Origin of the sequence: Haloarchaeobius salinus, from assembly GCF_024464185.1 — an archaeon.
GTDB lineage: Archaea > Halobacteriota > Halobacteria > Halobacteriales > Natrialbaceae > Haloarchaeobius > Haloarchaeobius salinus.
On the sequence record NZ_JANHAU010000005.1, the window covers coordinates 190,304 to 207,112 of the forward strand.

Annotated in this window: 15 protein-coding genes; 7 read left to right on the plus strand and 8 right to left on the minus strand. The window is 64.9% G+C overall.

Going from position 1 to position 16,809, the window contains the following annotated elements; all coding sequences use genetic code 11:
* Window positions 1-130: 130 nt before the first annotated feature.
* Entirely contained in the window at window positions 131-934 is an 804-nt protein-coding gene (locus NO345_RS16155) for a DUF4097 family beta strand repeat-containing protein (protein ID WP_256300916.1), read from the minus strand.
* A gap of 189 nt (window positions 935-1,123) precedes the next feature.
* Here NO345_RS16155 and NO345_RS16160 point away from each other — a divergent pair, with 189 nt between their 5' ends.
* Window positions 1,124-1,498 carry a winged helix-turn-helix transcriptional regulator gene (locus tag NO345_RS16160; protein WP_256300918.1) on the plus strand — a complete coding sequence of 125 codons (375 nt, stop codon included), beginning with the start codon at window positions 1,124-1,126 and terminating at the stop codon, window positions 1,496-1,498.
* 57 nt (window positions 1,499-1,555) lie between these two features.
* Here the strand turns inward: NO345_RS16160 and NO345_RS16165 are convergent, their stop codons facing one another.
* A complete protein-coding gene (locus tag NO345_RS16165) occupies window positions 1,556-2,986 on the minus strand; it encodes an FAD-dependent oxidoreductase (RefSeq protein ID WP_256300920.1) in 1,431 nt (476 codons plus the stop codon).
* Window positions 2,987-3,114: 128 nt separating this feature from the next.
* On the opposite strand from NO345_RS16165, the gene NO345_RS16170 reads away from it, so the two are divergent.
* Window positions 3,115-3,804: a haloacid dehalogenase type II gene (locus NO345_RS16170; RefSeq protein WP_256300921.1), complete on the plus strand. Its 690-nt coding sequence runs from the start codon at window positions 3,115-3,117 to the stop codon at window positions 3,802-3,804.
* Between the two features lie 162 nt (window positions 3,805-3,966).
* Here NO345_RS16170 and NO345_RS16175 read toward each other — a convergent pair whose 3' ends face one another.
* From NO345_RS16175 to NO345_RS19995, 4 genes are all read right to left on the minus strand, one after another.
* On the minus strand, window positions 3,967-4,863 hold the full coding sequence (locus tag NO345_RS16175; protein WP_256300923.1) for a universal stress protein: 897 nt from the start codon (window positions 4,861-4,863) through the stop codon (window positions 3,967-3,969).
* Between the two features lie 222 nt (window positions 4,864-5,085).
* A complete protein-coding gene (locus NO345_RS16180) occupies window positions 5,086-6,609 on the minus strand; it encodes a Cdc6/Cdc18 family protein (protein ID WP_256300925.1) in 1,524 nt (507 codons plus the stop codon).
* A 1,601-nt stretch (window positions 6,610-8,210) separates the two neighbouring features.
* Window positions 8,211-8,708, minus strand: a complete 498-nt coding sequence (locus NO345_RS16185) for an HTH domain-containing protein (protein ID WP_256300927.1) — start codon at window positions 8,706-8,708, stop codon at window positions 8,211-8,213.
* 348 nt (window positions 8,709-9,056) lie between these two features.
* Window positions 9,057-9,239: a DUF7837 family putative zinc-binding protein gene (locus NO345_RS19995; protein WP_438266776.1), complete on the minus strand. Its 183-nt coding sequence runs from the start codon at window positions 9,237-9,239 to the stop codon at window positions 9,057-9,059.
* Between the two features lie 198 nt (window positions 9,240-9,437).
* Between NO345_RS19995 and NO345_RS16190 the strand changes: the two genes are divergently transcribed.
* Entirely contained in the window at window positions 9,438-9,809 is a 372-nt protein-coding gene (locus NO345_RS16190) for a hypothetical protein (RefSeq protein WP_256300929.1), read from the plus strand.
* A 21-nt stretch (window positions 9,810-9,830) separates the two neighbouring features.
* Here NO345_RS16190 and NO345_RS16195 read toward each other — a convergent pair whose 3' ends face one another.
* Window positions 9,831-10,835 carry a lipid II:glycine glycyltransferase FemX gene (locus NO345_RS16195; protein WP_256300931.1) on the minus strand — a complete coding sequence of 335 codons (1,005 nt, stop codon included), beginning with the start codon at window positions 10,833-10,835 and terminating at the stop codon, window positions 9,831-9,833.
* Window positions 10,832-12,472, minus strand: a complete 1,641-nt coding sequence (locus NO345_RS16200; protein ID WP_256300933.1) for an alkaline phosphatase family protein — start codon at window positions 12,470-12,472, stop codon at window positions 10,832-10,834. The genes NO345_RS16195 and NO345_RS16200 overlap by 4 nt, the downstream gene beginning before the upstream one ends.
* A gap of 549 nt (window positions 12,473-13,021) precedes the next feature.
* On the opposite strand from NO345_RS16200, the gene NO345_RS16205 reads away from it, so the two are divergent.
* From NO345_RS16205 to NO345_RS16220, 4 genes are all read left to right on the plus strand, one after another.
* Complete coding sequence (locus NO345_RS16205; RefSeq protein ID WP_256300934.1) at window positions 13,022-15,349, plus strand: hypothetical protein; 2,328 nt, start codon at window positions 13,022-13,024, stop codon at window positions 15,347-15,349.
* Between the two features lies 1 nt (window position 15,350).
* Window positions 15,351-15,482 (plus strand): hypothetical protein, encoded by a 132-nt coding sequence (locus NO345_RS16210; RefSeq protein WP_256300936.1) that lies wholly within the window; start codon window positions 15,351-15,353, stop codon window positions 15,480-15,482.
* Window positions 15,479-15,688, plus strand: a complete 210-nt coding sequence (locus NO345_RS16215) for a hypothetical protein (RefSeq protein WP_256300938.1) — start codon at window positions 15,479-15,481, stop codon at window positions 15,686-15,688. Before NO345_RS16210 ends, NO345_RS16215 begins: the two co-directional genes overlap by 4 nt.
* 230 nt (window positions 15,689-15,918) lie before the next feature.
* Entirely contained in the window at window positions 15,919-16,755 is an 837-nt protein-coding gene (locus tag NO345_RS16220; protein WP_256300940.1) for a beta-keto acid cleavage family enzyme, read from the plus strand.
* The last annotated feature ends 54 nt before the right edge of the window (window positions 16,756-16,809 follow it).

The following is a 16,809-nucleotide window of genomic DNA, read 5'->3' on the forward strand; positions in this document are numbered from 1 at the left end:
GGCGAGGCAGGAATCATTGCGGGCGATCGACCGAACGGCGACTCGGGATCTATCGCCATGCCGCCGCGGGAGGAGATACGGGCGGTGGCCTCGGTCGATGGTCGACGGTTTGGATTCTTCAGATACCGTCTCAGAGCGTTCGAATCCCCGCCTCCCCGAGGTCCGTCCGGACCCGCAGGCGGTGCCCACCGGCGTTCAAGCGCCCCGTGATGTGGTCGTCCTCGCGGATCTCGTCGCCGAGGACGATGTCGCTCCTCACAGAACTCCCGCGTAGGTCGAGGTCCAGATCCAGGTCGCCAAGGATGCTCACCTCGACTTCACCGATGTCGGCCGTCACGTCGACGTCCCTGCGGAGCCGACGGACCTCGACCCGCACGTCGCCGATGTCGGTGCTCGCGTGGTCGAGCCCGGCGATGTCCGTCACCTCGATGTCTCCGGTCTGGGTCGAGAGGTCGAGGAACCCGTCGACGCGTCGAGCTTCGATGTTGCCGACACCGACGTGGACGACGCTGTCGCCCGTCGTATCACGGAGCGTCACACGACCGACATCCACGTCGACCGCCTCGACGACGAGGTCGCGGGGCATCCTGACGTCGAGGGTGATGCTCCCGCGGTCCTCGAACACGGACCCGGAGCCGCTGTAGCCGCCGGTCAGTTCCCACAGGTCGTCGGACCGGGCCGCCGTGATGGTGAGTCGCTCGAAGTCGTTCTCGCCACCGCGCAGGCGCTTCTCCGCGCGGTACTCGATGTGGTCGATGTCCGCCCCGGTGACGCTCACGTCGCCGACCGCGTTGCTGATACGGATCCGCTCGATGCCGTCCGCTGGAATCGACTCCATCGTCGCCTCGCTGGTTCGCATTTCGAACGTCGTGCAGCCGGCGACCCCCGTCGCGAACGCCAGCGCCCCGGCTCCGAGGAAGCTACGTCTGTTCATGGGGTAGATACGCCTCTCACGGTCAAATACTAGAGAGTAAGCATCGAGATAGCGCACAGCACGCATGTGTCGGTACCACCCAGTCACTCCGGGAGCACGTCGGCTGGAAGTGGCAGGGCAGCATGGTTTCGGTCCGATATCCACTTTCCTCTACTCACCTTTAATATCGAGCACGGAGATGGACCGTCAATGACCGACGAGACAGGTGACTCGACCGCCACCGAGGAACTCGAGGTCTGGTGTGCCGGCGAGGACTGGTGTCCGGTGACCACGACCGCCTCGCTGATCGGACGGAAGTGGCACCCGGTCATCGTCCACCGGCTCCTCGAACACGGGCCGAGCGGGTTCAACGAGCTCCAGGACGATGTCGACGGGATCTCCTCGAAGGTGCTCTCCGACAGCCTCGAGAACCTCGAGGAGAAGGGACTGGTGGACCGGGAGATCGTCAGCGAGAAACCGTTCCGGGTCCAGTACTCGCTGACCGAACACGGCGCGTCGTTGGAGCCGGTGATCGTCTCGATGCGGGACTGGGGACTCGAACACCTGACCGAACCGACGGAGTGACGCCCGCCTGGATGGCGTCCGGAGTGCGACGTCTCCGTCCCATCTCGCAACTGCAGGTCAGTCCTCGAGTGTTCCGTTCAGTACCTTCGCCGCGACGAGCACGGGGTCCCAGACGGGGCTGAACGGTGGTGCGTACGCGAGATCAGTCCGCTCCAGCTCGTCGACGGTCATCCCGTTCTCCAGTGCCGTCGCGACGATGTCGATCCGGATCGCCGCCCGGTCTTTCCCCGCGATGGTCCCGCCGAGGAGCTTGCCGGTCCCCCGGTCGGCCGTCAGGGTGACCGTCGTCTCGGAGCCACCGGGGTAGTAGCCGGAGCGCGAACCCGCAGTCACGGTCTCCGAGACGGGGACGAACCCCGCCTCTCGAGCGCGCTCGTGGGTGACAAGGCCGGTTCGGCCACACTCCATATCGAAGGCCTTCACGACCGCCGTCCCCGCGATCGCCCCGACCGGGGTCGGGTCGCCTGCGACGGTCTGGCCGACCGCCCGCCCCGCCCGGTTCGCCGTCAGCCCGAGCGGCACCCACGCCGGACTGCCCGTGACCGTGTGGCGCATCTCCGCACAGTCACCCGCCGCGTACACCCCATCGACGCTGGTCTCGCCGTACCTGTCGGTCGCGATGGCCCCTGACTCCCCGAGGTCCACCGGCGTGTTGGCTACGAGCTCACTGTTCGGACGGATACCGATGCCGACGACCACCAGGTCGGCGTCGACCGTCCCCGCGGACGAACAGACCGTACCGACAGCCCCATCGCCGTCGGATTCGAGCCGGTCGACCTCCTCGCCGAGATGCAGGTTCACTCCGTTCTCCCGGAGCGTCCCGGCCACCTCGTCCCCGACGGCTTCCCCGAACGGTTCCAGGAGCCTGTCCGGTCGCTGGAACAGGTGGACGTCGAGTTCGTGTGCGGCGAACGCCTCCGCCATCTCCACGCCGACGTAGCCGCCACCGACGATTGCGGCCGTCTCCGGGGGCTCCCTCGACAGGAACCGTTCCACGAGCTCCGTGTCGACGTACGGGACGTCCGGCTCCGCGAACTCGGGGTTCTCGGGGTCGGTGAGGAAGGCCCGGACCGCCGCCGCGCTGTCCATGCCGTGGATGGTGAACGCACCGTCGAGTCGGGCACCCTCGATGGGGTCGGAGACGGCACGCGCACCGGTCGCGACCAGCAGCTCACCGTATGGTTGTTCGAACCGCCCGTCTGGACCATCGACGGTGACGGTGCTCGCGTCGGTGTCCACGCCGACGACCTCGTGTTCCCGCCGGAGGTCGATGCCCCGCTCGGCCGCCTTCTCCGGGGTCAACGACAACATGTCCATCAGCGACTCGACTTCACCCTTCACGTAGTACGGCATGCCGCACTGTGCGTAGGAGACCCAACGCCCCTTCTCGAAGACGATGACCTCCCTGCCGGGGTTCTCTCGCCTGTGTTTGCTGGCCGCACTCAGTCCTGCCGCGTCGCCGCCAACGATCACGAACGGGTCGGACATACCCGAACCCTCGACCCCCTGGCTTGTAACTGTTCGAGTGTCTGGAAGGTAACCACCCCCGGCCGGTCTGGTCGGCTTGTCGCACGATACCCTGGGAACTATGCGACTCTCCCGCCATGCTACCCTGTATGTCGCTCGAAGCATCCCGTGTAACGACGGTCACGTTCGACTCCTACGGTACTCTCGTCGATGTGACGGCGGCAACCGAGGCACTGGCCGACAGAGTTCCGGACCCGGAGCCCGTCTCCCGTCTGTGGCGGTCGCGGTCGCTGGCGTACACGTTCGTCGCGAACCAGATCAACGGCTACGTCCGGTTCTACGACATCCTCCGGGACGCACTCGAGTACGCACTCCTCGCGAACGATGTGGAGCTCGGGACGGCCGAACGGGACGAGATCCTCGCGGTCTACCACGAACTCGACGTGTTCGAGGACGTCCCCGAGAACGTCGAACGGCTGCACGACGCCGGTATCCCGACGTACGTGCTCTCGAACGGCGACCCCGCGATGCTCCAGTCGATGGTCGAGCACGCGGCCATCGACGACCTGGTCGTCGACAGCATCAGTGCCGACGAGGTGTCGACGTTCAAACCGGACGCCACACTGTACCGACACGCCGCCGACCGGACCGGGACACCCGTCGACGAGATCCTGCACGTTACCGCCGGCTGGTTCGACGTCTTCGGGGCCGTTCACGCCGGGATGCAGGCAGCCTGGGTGGACCGGCAGGGAACACCCTGGGAACCGTTCGGACCGTCCCCGGACCTCCGGGTCGAGTCGCTGTCCGCTGTCGCGGACGAGCTCGTCGGGGCTGGGTAGGGGTTACCGGAGTTGGCGCGGACGGAGGGGAGACTGCAGGGAGCCCAGCAGCGGCCGAACACCGTCTTAACCAACATTACGACTCGTTGGTTAATTGGCGGTGACTGGAACGGGGCGTCGAATGTCGCAGTCATGATCCATTTCGGTCACTCACTCGGGGACTCATTCACTCGGGGACTCATGGCTGTTCACCGCCACGACCGGGACATCGGCGTGCCGAATGAGCCGTTCTGTCGTGCTTCCGAGGAGGAACCGACCGATTCCCGATCGCCCGGCGGTTCCCATCGCGACGAGGTCGATGTCGAACTCCGTCGCGTACTCGAGGAGTTCCCTGGCCGGCGAGCCATGGCGCACCGTCGCCGTCGCCTCGAGCCCTGCGTCCCTCGCTCGCTCCGCGATCGCCTCGGTTTCCGATTCGCCGCCGGACTCCAGGTTCTCCAGCACGCTCGTCGGCATGGTGTACTCCGGACTCGCACCGAGGCCGGCGACGTCGACGACGTTCACCACGTGTACTCGAGCGTCGGCCTGCTTCGCGATCGCGAGTCCGTGTTCGACCGCACCGCCGGCCTCCGAGCTGCCGTCGGTCGGAAGCAACACCTCGTCGTACGAGCCCTCGACACGGCTCTCCTCGACCGAACGCACAGTGAGTACCGGTGATCGCGCGTGGCGCACGACCGATTCGGTCACGCTGCCGGTGATGTACCTGTGGACGCCGGTCCGACCGTGCGTCCCCATCGCGAGGAGCTCTATCCCGTGGTCGTCGGCGTACCCGAGGATCGCCTCGGCCGGTGTCCCCCGAAGCACCTCCCGCTGGATATCGACCGACCCGTCCATCAGTCCTACCACGGTATCGATTGCAGCCTCCGCATTGGTTTCGGGTGGGGTCTCGGCTCCCTCATCATCTGCGGCCAGGTCGTACGCCCCGGTAACTTCCGTCTCGTCGACGACCGAGACGACGTGAACCGTCGCGTCGAACAGTTCGGCCAGATATCGGGCGTGCTCCGCTGCGCGCAGAGCGTGGTCGCTACCGTCCGTCGGAACGAGGAGCGTGTCGTACATCGTTCTCGTCTGTCGGTTCCACGTACACCGGGTTAAATACCGATGCCGATTCCCCCTCCATGGAAGTGGCGAGCCTGCAAACCGAGAGTCCAGCAGCGAGAACCCCTACCGTTCCTGGAACCGTGTTGGCTCTCGAATCCGGGGACGCTGGCTCCCCCAATTCTCGAAACGGTGGTGTGTCGCGGCGGACACCTTCGAGTCGACACCAGCTGGGTCGACAGTTCAGGGGAGCGAACGGTCGTCCCCGATGGTCTTGAAGTTGATGTTCGCCACACGCGTCGTGTCCTTCAGCACCTCGACGGCGATCTCCGTATCCACCTGGAGCTGGTACTGCCAGGCGGGACCGCCGATCGAACCGGCGGCGACCTTCTCCCCGTCAGCGATACCCTGCATATCCAGCTCGCGAAGGTGGTCCTTGAACCGGCGCTGCCCGAGCTTGTCGGCGTCGACCTCCGACGCGATGCTCTTGTACACCCCGTAGATGGGTTTCGCACGGACGGGGGCGTCGCCGGAGAGTTCGAGTGCGGTGAGGGCCGCGAGCGCCAGGTGCGCCTGCGTCGTCATCTCCCGCATCGCCTCGACGACTGCCTCCCGCTCGACGAGCGCCTGGGCCTCCCGAGCGTGCTCGGCGGTCACCATCGTCTCGTCGCTCTTGTCGGCCAGCTCGCCCGCCTTCCGGAGGTACTTGATCGCCTGCCGAGCGTCCCCGGTGTCCTGTGCGGACAGCGCGGCGATGAGCGGGATGACGTCGTCGGTGAGTATCTCGCTCCGGAAGATGTACTCCTTCCCCGAGTTGTCGACCTGTACCGGTGTTCCATCCACAGGTGTCCCGTCCACAGGTGTCCCATCCGACGGACCGGTCGGCTGGTCCCCTGCCGGTTCCTCGATCTCCGGACCAACCGGTTCCGTCGTTCCATCGACGGCCGCCTCGTCGTGAGTCCGCTGTTCCTCTGGTTCACTACCTGCCGTCCCGGTCGGTGACGTTGTCGACGAATTCGTCGACCCGCTGTCTCGGTCGGTGTCTCCCGTGCTCGTCGCCCCCTCGACGGGAACGAGTTCCGTATCGCGGAACGCTTTGGCAGCCCGTCGACGGAGGATCTGCTGGAGCTGCGTCGCGTCGTACGGCGAGAACAGCACGGAGTCGTCGTACAGCGAGCTCTTGACCTTCGGACTGAGGTTGTCCCGCCACTGGAGGTCGTTGCTGATACCGATGATGCTCGGGAACACGTGATCGTCGACGTATCCCTGCGCCCGTGCTCTGGGGAGGCTGTAGAGGATTCTGTCGTCGTCACCGAGCGTGTCGATCTCGTCAAGGACGATGATGATCGTGCCGCCGATATCGTTCATCGCCTCGAACATCATGTCCATCACGACGTCCGTGGCGTAGCCAGTCGGTCTCGTCTCACCGGTGAGCTCCTGGTAGATCCGGGACGCGGCCTTGTAGGAGGTCGAGAGGTCGTGCGACTCACACGAGACGTAGGCCGTAGTGAGGTTGAGGTGGTCTGACTCCTCCTCGGCGTGCTGCTGGAGCTCCGAGAGCTTCGCCTGTGCTGCGGCCGTCTTTCCCTGTCCAGCTTTCCCGTGCAAGAAGACGTTGTTCGCTCCGACACCCCGGGCTGCAGGTGCGAGAGACATGTGCAGGTCGTCCATCTCCCCCTTCCGTTCCGGGAGTTCGTCCGGATAGTGCTCCTCTCGGAGGACCTCCTCACGTTTGAAGATCGGCGAGGTCTCGGAGAACTGGGTCATTACGCAGTGAACACACGCGCCGGTTACTTAAAGCCCTGCTTTCAGGAATGTCGAGAACGTCTGGAATTTGGTCGCGGACCCACCACACCCACACCACCGTTTCGGGAATTCGCCGGAGAAGGTGGGGAGGGGGGAGAACCGTCCCTCGAGCCGGGTAGGGCTGGAACTCGGGCGTTTCAATGGGTAAAGATAGCCGTTCTGTCCACGAACGTCGTCCATCCCCTTATATTATTATTTATAACGTTAACGGTTAGTAGTAGTAAGGGTGGAAGTAGAAGCCGTCGAGAAACTGTTTAGCGAGGAGAGGACCCGAGATAATTTTTTGTTTATCACAGTTCCCGTCTCATTCGTGTTGGCTATCCAACTCGACGGTGTCTCTGCAGACCCGACCCCCGGTCTCTGTTGCGACGAATTGCTGAAACGGTGGTGTGGGTGTGCGGTACTGATCGACCAGACACCGAGAGTTGTTCGAAACCGTCCTCTCGCCCGGCGGCCACCGTCTATCCGTCCTTCCACCCGTCCGTTCGTCAGCTTCGCTCCCCGAACTTCCCCATCTGGATCGCGACAGCTGGTCGTTCGACGCCGTGCCCCATCTCGCGTCTCTCTGTACCGACTCGGTTCCTGGGGAGAGTTTCACCGGTGAATTGCCGAAACGGTGGTGTGGGTGTCCCGGGTACGTGGCTGTGTTCGACTACCAGTCTGTGTTCGACCACCAGTCTATGTTCGACCATCAGTCTGTGTTCGACCACCGATCTCTCGTCTAGCTGAATTGCTGAAACAGTGGTGTGTGTCGGTCGTCGATGGACGTGACCGACGCGAACACCCTTCTCCCCGGACCGAGAAACTGCACAGTGGAATCGACCAGTGTCCCCGTCTCGAATTCCTGAAACGGTGGTGGGGGCGTCCCGTCTTACTGGAGGGTCGGTCGATCGATATCGGTATGGGTGGATTACCCGTCCCGACTGCAGGCGCGGCGAGAATTCCTGAAACAGTGGTGGGGTGTCCCGACTATGGGATCGTCCAACTGACACGGGGGGAGAGTCGCTCGACCCAACTGGCAATCGTATCCGATTACTACTCCGAGGGATGGCCGCCCACCGGGACGGGGACTGGCGTGCGAATTCTCGAAACGGTGGTGGGTGTCCCCCACCGGCTGGGTAGTCTCCGATTACTAGTGAAATTCCTGAAACGGTGGTGGGGGTGTGGTGGGAGGGTAGACGGGATCCGTCGGCCTCTGCCTGTGACGTGATTCATTGCCGGTCGATGGGCGAGCGCGGTGCGACGCCCTTGAGCAAAGTTCCTTAACCAACATCTGCTCTGTTGGTTAACGACACTCCCGTACGTCTTCCAGCCACTGCGCTTCCTCACGAGGTGAACGGCCCACCGACTCGCAGGAGTGCTCGAGAAGTATGGACCGCATCGATCCGGACACTGTCCCGGTTCGTGACTGGCCCGACCGGCGTCTGGCACGAACCACTGGTACGGTCGACGCCAGGCTGGTCGAACCGATACCACGACGATAATTGCTGAAACGGTGGTGGGTGTCCGTCGACGGTCCGTGGCCCGGCGACGGTCCGCGGCTACTGTTCGGGCTCGCGTGACTACGGTTCGGGAACGTGTTGAGGCTGGTGGACCGGCTGTTCTGCCAGCCGTTCGAGTTCGGACAGCGAGTCCTCGATGGTGTAGGCCACACCGTCACCGTCGACGGACGGTGAGAGTCGGACCAGTCTGTCGTCCGCGTAGATCGCGATCGAGAGTATCGGGAACTGGATGACTTCGTAGTGCTCTCCGACGAACTCGTTGGTGATCGACCGCCTCGTGAACGCGGGTTCGAGCGTCCGATCGGACAGCTCTGCCCACCTGGTGAACTCCGCGTATTTCTCGCGAGCGAACTCACACCAGGTGTCTTCTGCAGCGGGTGACAGTCGACGTGTCCAGGTGTGCCGTTCGAACTCGTCGACGACGCCCCGGTCGGCGAGTCGCTCGATCCGCTGGATGACGTCGTTCTGTTTCTCGTACGTTCCGTACATCGATGCACAGACGAACAGCTCGACGGTGAGTGAGCTGTTGTCGAGGTGGGTGTCGAATTGGCTTGTCATTGGTGGGTTCGGGTTTGCACGGGTTGGCGGCCGTTCGATGGTCGTGGTGCCACACTGGGTCGACGGCTCCTCACGGGGTGAGTCCCGTCCGGGCGAGAGGCGTCTGTCTCGTCCCCGGCTCCCCGGTGTCGCCGACAGTCGGAGTGACGTGGGGAGCGGGACGGAGAGTCGCGATAGGCCGTCGCTACGGGGTATGGAACCACGACGAGATGTGGACCCGACACGAGCCGCCCCTTGGACTCGGGTCGCCGAAGTTGCCCGCCGGGGACGGTGATCAGTATCGCCCCGGAAGCGCGCCAACGATTCGGCCCGCCGATGGTTCGCCTGCCCCCGTTGCGCGGCTCCGATTCACTCCCGCACTCCCTGTGGGTGGACTATCTCACGACAGTTCGGACAGTCGGCCCAGTGGCGCTGTTGGTCGCCTTCGGTGTAGCTGATTAGCACATCCCCCCGTCCTAGTCGCGTCCCACAGTGTGGACAGTCGCCTAACTCGTGGCGATTCTGACTGTCCGTCCCTGGGCTGCGCGACATACGGTGAGAGTGCACAGTATCAGGGTATTTTGTTACAAACTCGCTACGGAACGGGAAGGGAGCACATATCCGCCGTCAGCGGGGGAGAGCCGCCTGTGGGAGGGCGAATGGTCGGTCGTGGTGCATTCACGCCCGGTAAGTCGATACTATCAGAACGTTCCAGCTAACGAAGGGGTCTGCTCCCATCCGGATGGCCGAATGGAAACTGCACCCTCCACGCCCGAGATACGACGACCGACCGCTGGCCTGGGGATCGCATCGGTGACGGTCGCGAAGTCACTCGACGCCGGAACGACGTTCGTCGGTCTCTCGTTCTTCGAGCGCATCGAGGAGCTGAACCCGGTCGTACGTGCGGGGTTCGAGGCCGTCGGGGTCCTCCCCGCGTTGGTCTGGTTCTCGGTCGCCAGTGTACTGCTGGTGACGGTCGCCACGGAGACCGGCGTACTGCTCTGTCGTCGTCACGATAGGCCAGCCACACTGGTGCGGGTCGTGGGATACGGGTTCCCGACGGTGACAGCGACCGCCGCAGCGACGCACAACGGGCTGCTCATCGTCCGTTGCTGGAGCTGAAAAGGCAACTGCGGTGGGTGTTTAGGAGATGCGCTTGTACGCTCTGGCCGCCGTACGAGTCGGTAATGTGGACCGTTCGAGTCGGTAGTAGCGCTCGAGTTCGGGGGCGAACTTCGCCTTGTAGCCGGTGATCCGTTCGTTGTTCGCGCCGACGAAATCGTACCGTTTCAGGCCCCGTTCGGCGGCATCCTGGATCGCGTGCCAGTCCATCAGGTCGTTCGGGTCGATGGGTGCATCGCGTTCGCTGGTACCGATCCAGACGAGATGGTCCTCGCCGAGTTCCAGCGCCAGCTGGCCACCGACGAACGAGCCCTCTAACTCACAGACGTACGGCTGGAGCACACCGTCGGGAAGTTCGTCGTACAAGGACTCGACGGTCGCGGCCTCAAGGGGATACGTCAGGTCCTGCGCTTCGTGTCGACGACGCATCAGATCGATGATCGGCTCGATGTGCTCCCTGTCGCCCTGCCTGACGACGACGTCGTACTCCTCGGCCTCACGGACGTTCGACCGTGCGTCGGAACTGAAGTCCATGAACAGGTCGTCGAGATCTCGGGTGAGATCCACGACGTAGGTGTGCCTCGGGACGACCTCCCAGTCACGCCAGATGAACGGTCTGGGGTCGTCGAACCGTGCGCCGGTTCTGGCGTGCACGAACCGCGGGTCTATCTCGTCGTCGACCCAGTCGAGGCTGGTCTCGACGAGCCGTGAGAGTCGTTTCTCGCGACGGCGTGGCTTCAACGCCTGCCGCTCGAGGAGCACCGGGCCCAGGTACTCGACCTTCAGATCTGGCGGGGGCGAGAACGCGACCCGGACGGGGCCGACCCGGCGGTCGAAGATGGGGAACAGTCCGATCGGCTCCTGCCCCTTCCGAACCAGCAGTGGGTGGAGCTCCGTCCCGGATTCGCGCGCGAGCACCTCGAGGCTCTCGAACAGGTGGAAGGGGGTCCCCTGTGGTGCTGTTTCGACGAGTTCGTTCCACTGGTCTCGGTCGGTCGGATCGAGTTCCTCGCAGTCGTAGCTCATTCTATCTCCCCTATCGGTTCGGGGTCGGTCCCATCGACTGGTAGCCGTCGTCTCGCCTCGCCGCCGCCACCGTGGGGATACGGCGGGTACTGTTCACGGGCTGGGGTCGGGACGACGGTGAGTGCCTCCCCGTCCATCCGGTTCGGGACGGGGACACCGACGGACGAACAGATGGTCGGGGCGATGTCGAGCACACCGGCATCCCGAACCGACTGTTCCTGGTCGACGTTCGGACCGGCGATGGCGACCGAGCCGGTCGGTTTGTGGTTCCAGGACTCGGTCGGCTCGGCGAACGTGTCGCCCCTGAGGGAGGCTGAGAGGAACTGATCGAACCCGGCGGGAACGACGATCAGATCTGGTGCCTCGTCGACGTAGGGGCCGTGGAAGACCGCTTCGCGTGGAAGTACCCGTTCGAACACCTGGTTCCCGGCTGGCGTCTGTGCCCGCTCCAGTGCATCGACGAGTTCGGTCCGGACCGAATCGTAGTCGTCGGGTGGAACGACACCGTCGGGTTCTCGGCCGATGACGTTCAGGCGGACCCCGAGTTCGATCCGGTCGCGCATGAACGCTATCGATTCGCCGAAGTCGACCCGGCGGGTGCCAGCCCGCACGAACTCCGGATCGAGCCGCTCTGCGACGGGCTCGGCGAGTCCCACCCAGTCGAGATACCGGTAGACGCGGTCGGCTGTGACGCCTGCACGGGCTGCGGTCGCGATCGCCCGCCGGGCCGCCTGCTCGACGGCGTTGGTCACGCTGCCCACATCATCGTCGTCGTGGAACCGCTGACGGGCGATGCTGGACCAGGAGGGCATCCCGGAGCCATCACGCGTCGTCTCGACGTAGCCCCGGTCGGCGAGGTACTCGTTCACGCGGAACTCGTAGCCGGCGTACTCGCCGATGCCGTGGTCACTCGCGACCAGGACGGTCTCGGGGTCGTGGTCGTCGAGGAGACGCCCGAAGGCCTCGTCGACCGCCCCGTACACCGATTCGACGGCGTCCCAGTCCCCTGGATACTGGTGGAAGACGGTGTCGCACACCTGGAACTGGACGAAGCCGAAGTCCGGAGCGAACCGGTCGACGAGGTAGTCGAAGGCCTCGACACGGGACGAGATGCAGTCGCGGTAGTGTCGGAGCTGCTCGTCTCGACTGTCGGCGTCCGGTGGGTAGACCCGGTAGTCCGGGACCTCGTCGCGAAGGTCGTCGAGCAGCCCGTCCGGATGACAGACCGGGTCTTCAGGGGCCACGTACCCCGGTACGAGCGCACCCGGGAACGATCGAGGTGGCCCGGTCACCGGGACGTTGACGACGACGCTCTGTTTCCCCTGTTCTCCGAGCAGTTCCCAGATGGAGAACTCGCGAACGTCCTCGTAGTCGACGACGTCCCACTCGTATCCCCGGAAGCGAAGGAAGCCGAATACGCCGTGCTTACCGGGGTTCACTCCGGTGTAGATCGACGGCCAGGCACTGGGAGTCCAGGGTGGAAGCTGCGAGGCGAGCGGCCCACTCGCGCCCGCATCGAAGAACGCTTCCAGGTTCGGCGTCACGTCCGCTTCGAAGAGCTCGTCGAGGACACGTGGGCAGGCGGCGTCGATGCCGACGAGGAGTGTCTCGACACCAGTATCCGACTCGGGAGCCATGTGAACGCTGAGAGCATACCTCGACCCTTTGTTATACAGCCACATGTCGGGGACGGCCCCGCGGTAGCCGAAACTGGACTGTCGAGGGCGACCGGCTCTTTTCGGGGACCGCCGGGAGAGGGGTCGGACTGGCTCGGTCGCCCCCGCCGCGCGGGAGCGAACGCCGCCCTGCAGTCGAAGACAGCGATGTGCGGTGTCCGGGGACAGTACAATCGGGTTCGCGCTGGCCCGTCCAGAACCTGCTGCGTGGGCGTCACGACGGCTCGGTAGCCAGTACCAAATCGGAGGTAGAAGGCCGCTACACGGCAGTAGGACACCGTTTTTGGCCCCGAGAGAGCCGCCTCGGTGGCCGTACACTGTGGTTACTCGTAGAAACCCCCAATTTCGCGGACCTCGAAATATCCGTGATCGGCGGTCCGCAAGCAACACTGATCCGTCGGTAGCTGGTCGGTAGTTCATCTCCAAACGTCGTATTCCGGTTGCAGTCGGGTACTGTTCGGATGTGAGTTGGTGAAAATTACTAATGGGGTAGTCCCGGGCTACTGGTCCATGGCACCTGACAAGGCCAACGATGACGAACAGACTGGTGGAGTAAGCAGGCGTGAAACGCTCCGTTTCCTGGGGACGGCTGCCGTTTCTGCCGCCACACTCGGGGCGGTCAGCTCGGCTGCTTCGGCGGCTCCTAACGGCGAGTTCGGGACGGTCGTCGACCTCGGTACGGAGGGGCTCTCGTCGGGTGACGAGATCGACCCGTACATCGACGAGCACTTCGTGAGCGGTAACGAGGTCCACATCCCGCCGGGCGAGTACGAGTGGAACGGCACGCTGTCCGGCCCGTCCGATGGTGACGCCGCGCTCGTCGGCGATGGCGAGATCGGCGACGTCGTTTTCAACGTGAACGATACCCTGGGCGGCGAATTCGCACACAGCAGCGGGACGGTCATGTTCCGGAACGTGACCTTCAGCGGCGCGAACCCGGAGCCGAAGGCCGGCATTACCTTCGCCGTCGGCGACGGTGGCACCCTCAGGTTCGAGCACATCCGCGCTCCCGACGGAGCGAGCCAGGAGGAAGACCGCTTCCTCTACGCCGACAGCGAGCACGCCGGCGTGGCGTTCGTCCGGAACTGCTACTGGCAGGGCTTCGGCAACAACGGCGCGTACACCGACAACGGGCGCGTCGTCTACGAGAACTGCGTCTCGCACAACAACAACATCGCCGGCATCCGCATGGGATTCGGCGACGGCGAGGTGTACAACTCGCTGATCATCGTCGACGGCGAGATCCCGACCGACGGAGCGAACTCCGCGAACGCACGTGGTATCCGCCTCCGCGAACCCGGCGACCACGTCCTCGAGAACTGTGACTTCGTCTACCGCAACGTCTCCGGTGCGGGCTCGCCGGTCGAGCTCCGCGCCTCCGAGACGACGGGTGTGTTGCGGAACTGCCGCGTCCTGAACGAGACGGGCCAGCCGGTCGTCCGGAACAAGAGCGACGACGCGAGCTGGACCGCCGAGAACGTCCACATCTCCGGCGGCGGCAACCTCGAGATGGAGGGCGTCGACGAGGCGGACGTGACACGCGGCGACGGCGCGACACCGCCCCGGACCGACTTCGAGGAGTTCCTCGGCGCACCCATCGACGCAGGCGCGAGCGAACCGTCATCCGGCACGGAGGAGCCGACGAGCACGCCCGACGACTACGAGAACAACGTCGTCCTGCACGCCTCCCCCGACAACGACGACGACGTGCCCGAGCTCTCGCTGACGGTCTCCGGGGACGCCGACTACGGTTCGGAAGCCGAGGCCGATACCGACCGGATCACCGCGAACGACGACGGCACGACCACGATGACGAGCGTCGGCCTCGATCCGGACGCGCTCGATTCGTTCCTCTTCGACGGCGACGTCGTCGACTACAGCCTGCCGGACGGGTACGTGGTCGACGTCTCGCTCAACGGGACGGTCACCACGTTCGCGGAGCTCGTCGGCGAGGAGCCGACGAAGGAGGAGGAGGAGACGGACCAGTCGAGCGACACCGACGAGGAGCACGAGCTTCGCGTCCACGCGTCGCCCGACAACCCGAACGACGTCCAGGAGCTCTCCGTCACGGTCTCCGGTGACGCCGAGTACGGGCCCGAGTCCGAGACCGACACGGACCGCATCGTCGAGAACGACGACGGGACGACCACGGTGGTGAGCGTCGGACTCGACCCCGACGCCGTCGACTCGTACATCTTCACCGGGGAGGCCGTCGACTACGAGTTCCCGAGCGAGTACGACGTCTCGGTCGCCATCGACGGTGAGTCGACCACGTTCGAGGCGCTCGTCGGCGGGACCGCCGGCGACGGCGACTCGGACGACTCCTCGTCCGATGGGAGCTCGAACGACGGTAGCACGGACGACGGTTCCAGCGGCGATGGCAGCACGGACGACGGTTCCAGCGACGGTGGCAGCACGGACGACGGCTCCAGCGACGATGGCAGCACGGACGACGGTTCCAGCGACGGTGGCACCACGGACGACGGCTCCAGCGACGATGGCAGCACGGACGACGGTGGGAGCTCGAACGACGATTCGAAGGACGACGGTTCGACCGACGACGGCTCCAGCGACGAGGAGGAACTCCCCAACGAGCTGGTGATCAACAGCACCGACGCGGACAGCGTGACGGCGTACACGGTCACCGTCTCCGGCGACGTCGTCAAGGACAACGCCGACAGTTCCGAGGGCGGGCTGTTCGACCGGTTCGAGGACGTCGCACGCGACGGCAAGGTCATCGGACTGGTCCACGACGGCACGGACGTCTACCGCTACTCCGGGTCTGTCGTCGAGGTGACCATCGACGGCAACGCCGACATCACGCTCCAGGGGGTCTGAGATGCAGGACCGTAGACCGGAACTGCGACCTCCGAACGGCCCGACGGACGAGGGCCAGCACCGGGCGGACCCGGTCACGGAGGATCCGGTCGGGACCCACGTCGACCGCTGCTTCGGGGGTGGGTCGCGATGACCGACCTCGAGCAGCAGTGGGAGGACGCGGCACCGAACCCCAATCCCGAGACCGACCTCGAGTACGAGTACCTCTCCATCAGCGTGGTGAAGGCCGAGCAGTACGAACGGCTGCTGCTGCTGCCCGAAGACGAGGACATGCTCCACGACGACGCCTTCATGGTCGTCGGCGAGGACGACCTCGTCGACCTCGACGAGATGGCCTGACGGCATCGCGGGCCTCGGGCCTGTGCACAGCAGGCCGTCGGCCTCACCTGTGTTCCTCGGCTCCCTGCTGACGCGACCTCCACCGCTGATACCCTCCAGAGCTGATCCACACCCCGATTTGAGTTCCGGGTCCTCACTCGACTCGTACTCGTTCAGGAACCGGCTACCATCGGGGCCGACCGGTACCCGGCACAATACAAAACCGGGCCGTCCCCTCGAAGCCGGTCAGCATGACCTACGAGGAGTATCTGTCCGGGAAGAAACTCGTCCTCACCGTCGCGACCACCGGAGGGGTCCACGGGAAGGACGCGAACCCGAACCTCCCGGAGCAACCAGAGGAGATCGCCCGGCAGGTCGCCGAGTGCGAACGACTCGGTGCGGCCATCGTCCACGTCCACGGTCGCGACGAGCACGGCGAGAACGATGCAAGCCGGCTCCAGGCGGTCAACGACGCCATCCGGGAGCGGTGTGACGACATCGTCATCCAGAACACGACAGGTGGACAGGCGACCCTGCCCGAACGAATCCAGGGCATTCGGACCGACCCACACCCGGAGATGGCGTCGCTCGACCTCGGGCCGTTCAAGCGCGACCAGCACATCATCACCGAGCACACACGCCACAACATCGAGCAGCTCGCCATCGAGATGCAGGACAAGGGCATCAAGCCGGAGCTGGAGTGCTTCAACAGCGGTCAGCTCCAGGAGGCCAAACGGCTCATCGACGAGGGGTTCCTCGACCCGCCGTACTACATCAACATCATCTTCGGCGGGCAGGTGTTCACGCCGCCACACCCCCGTCACGTGCAGGCGCTGGTCGACACGCTCCCGGAGGACTCGGAGTTCAACATCCTCGCGACAGGCCGCCACCAGCTCCCGCTCACGCTGTTCGCGACCATCCTCGGTGGCCACGTCCGCATCGGGATGGAGGACAACCTCTACTACGAGCGCGGGACGCAGGCCGAGAGCAACCAGCAGCTGGTCCGCCGGACCGTCGACATCGTCGACAACATGGGGCGCGACCTCGCGACACCGGACGAGGCACGCGAGATGCTCGGCATGAACTGAGGGGATCGAGGAGCTGGTCGGTGGCGATCTCGCCAGCTGTCGTTCCGGGACCCG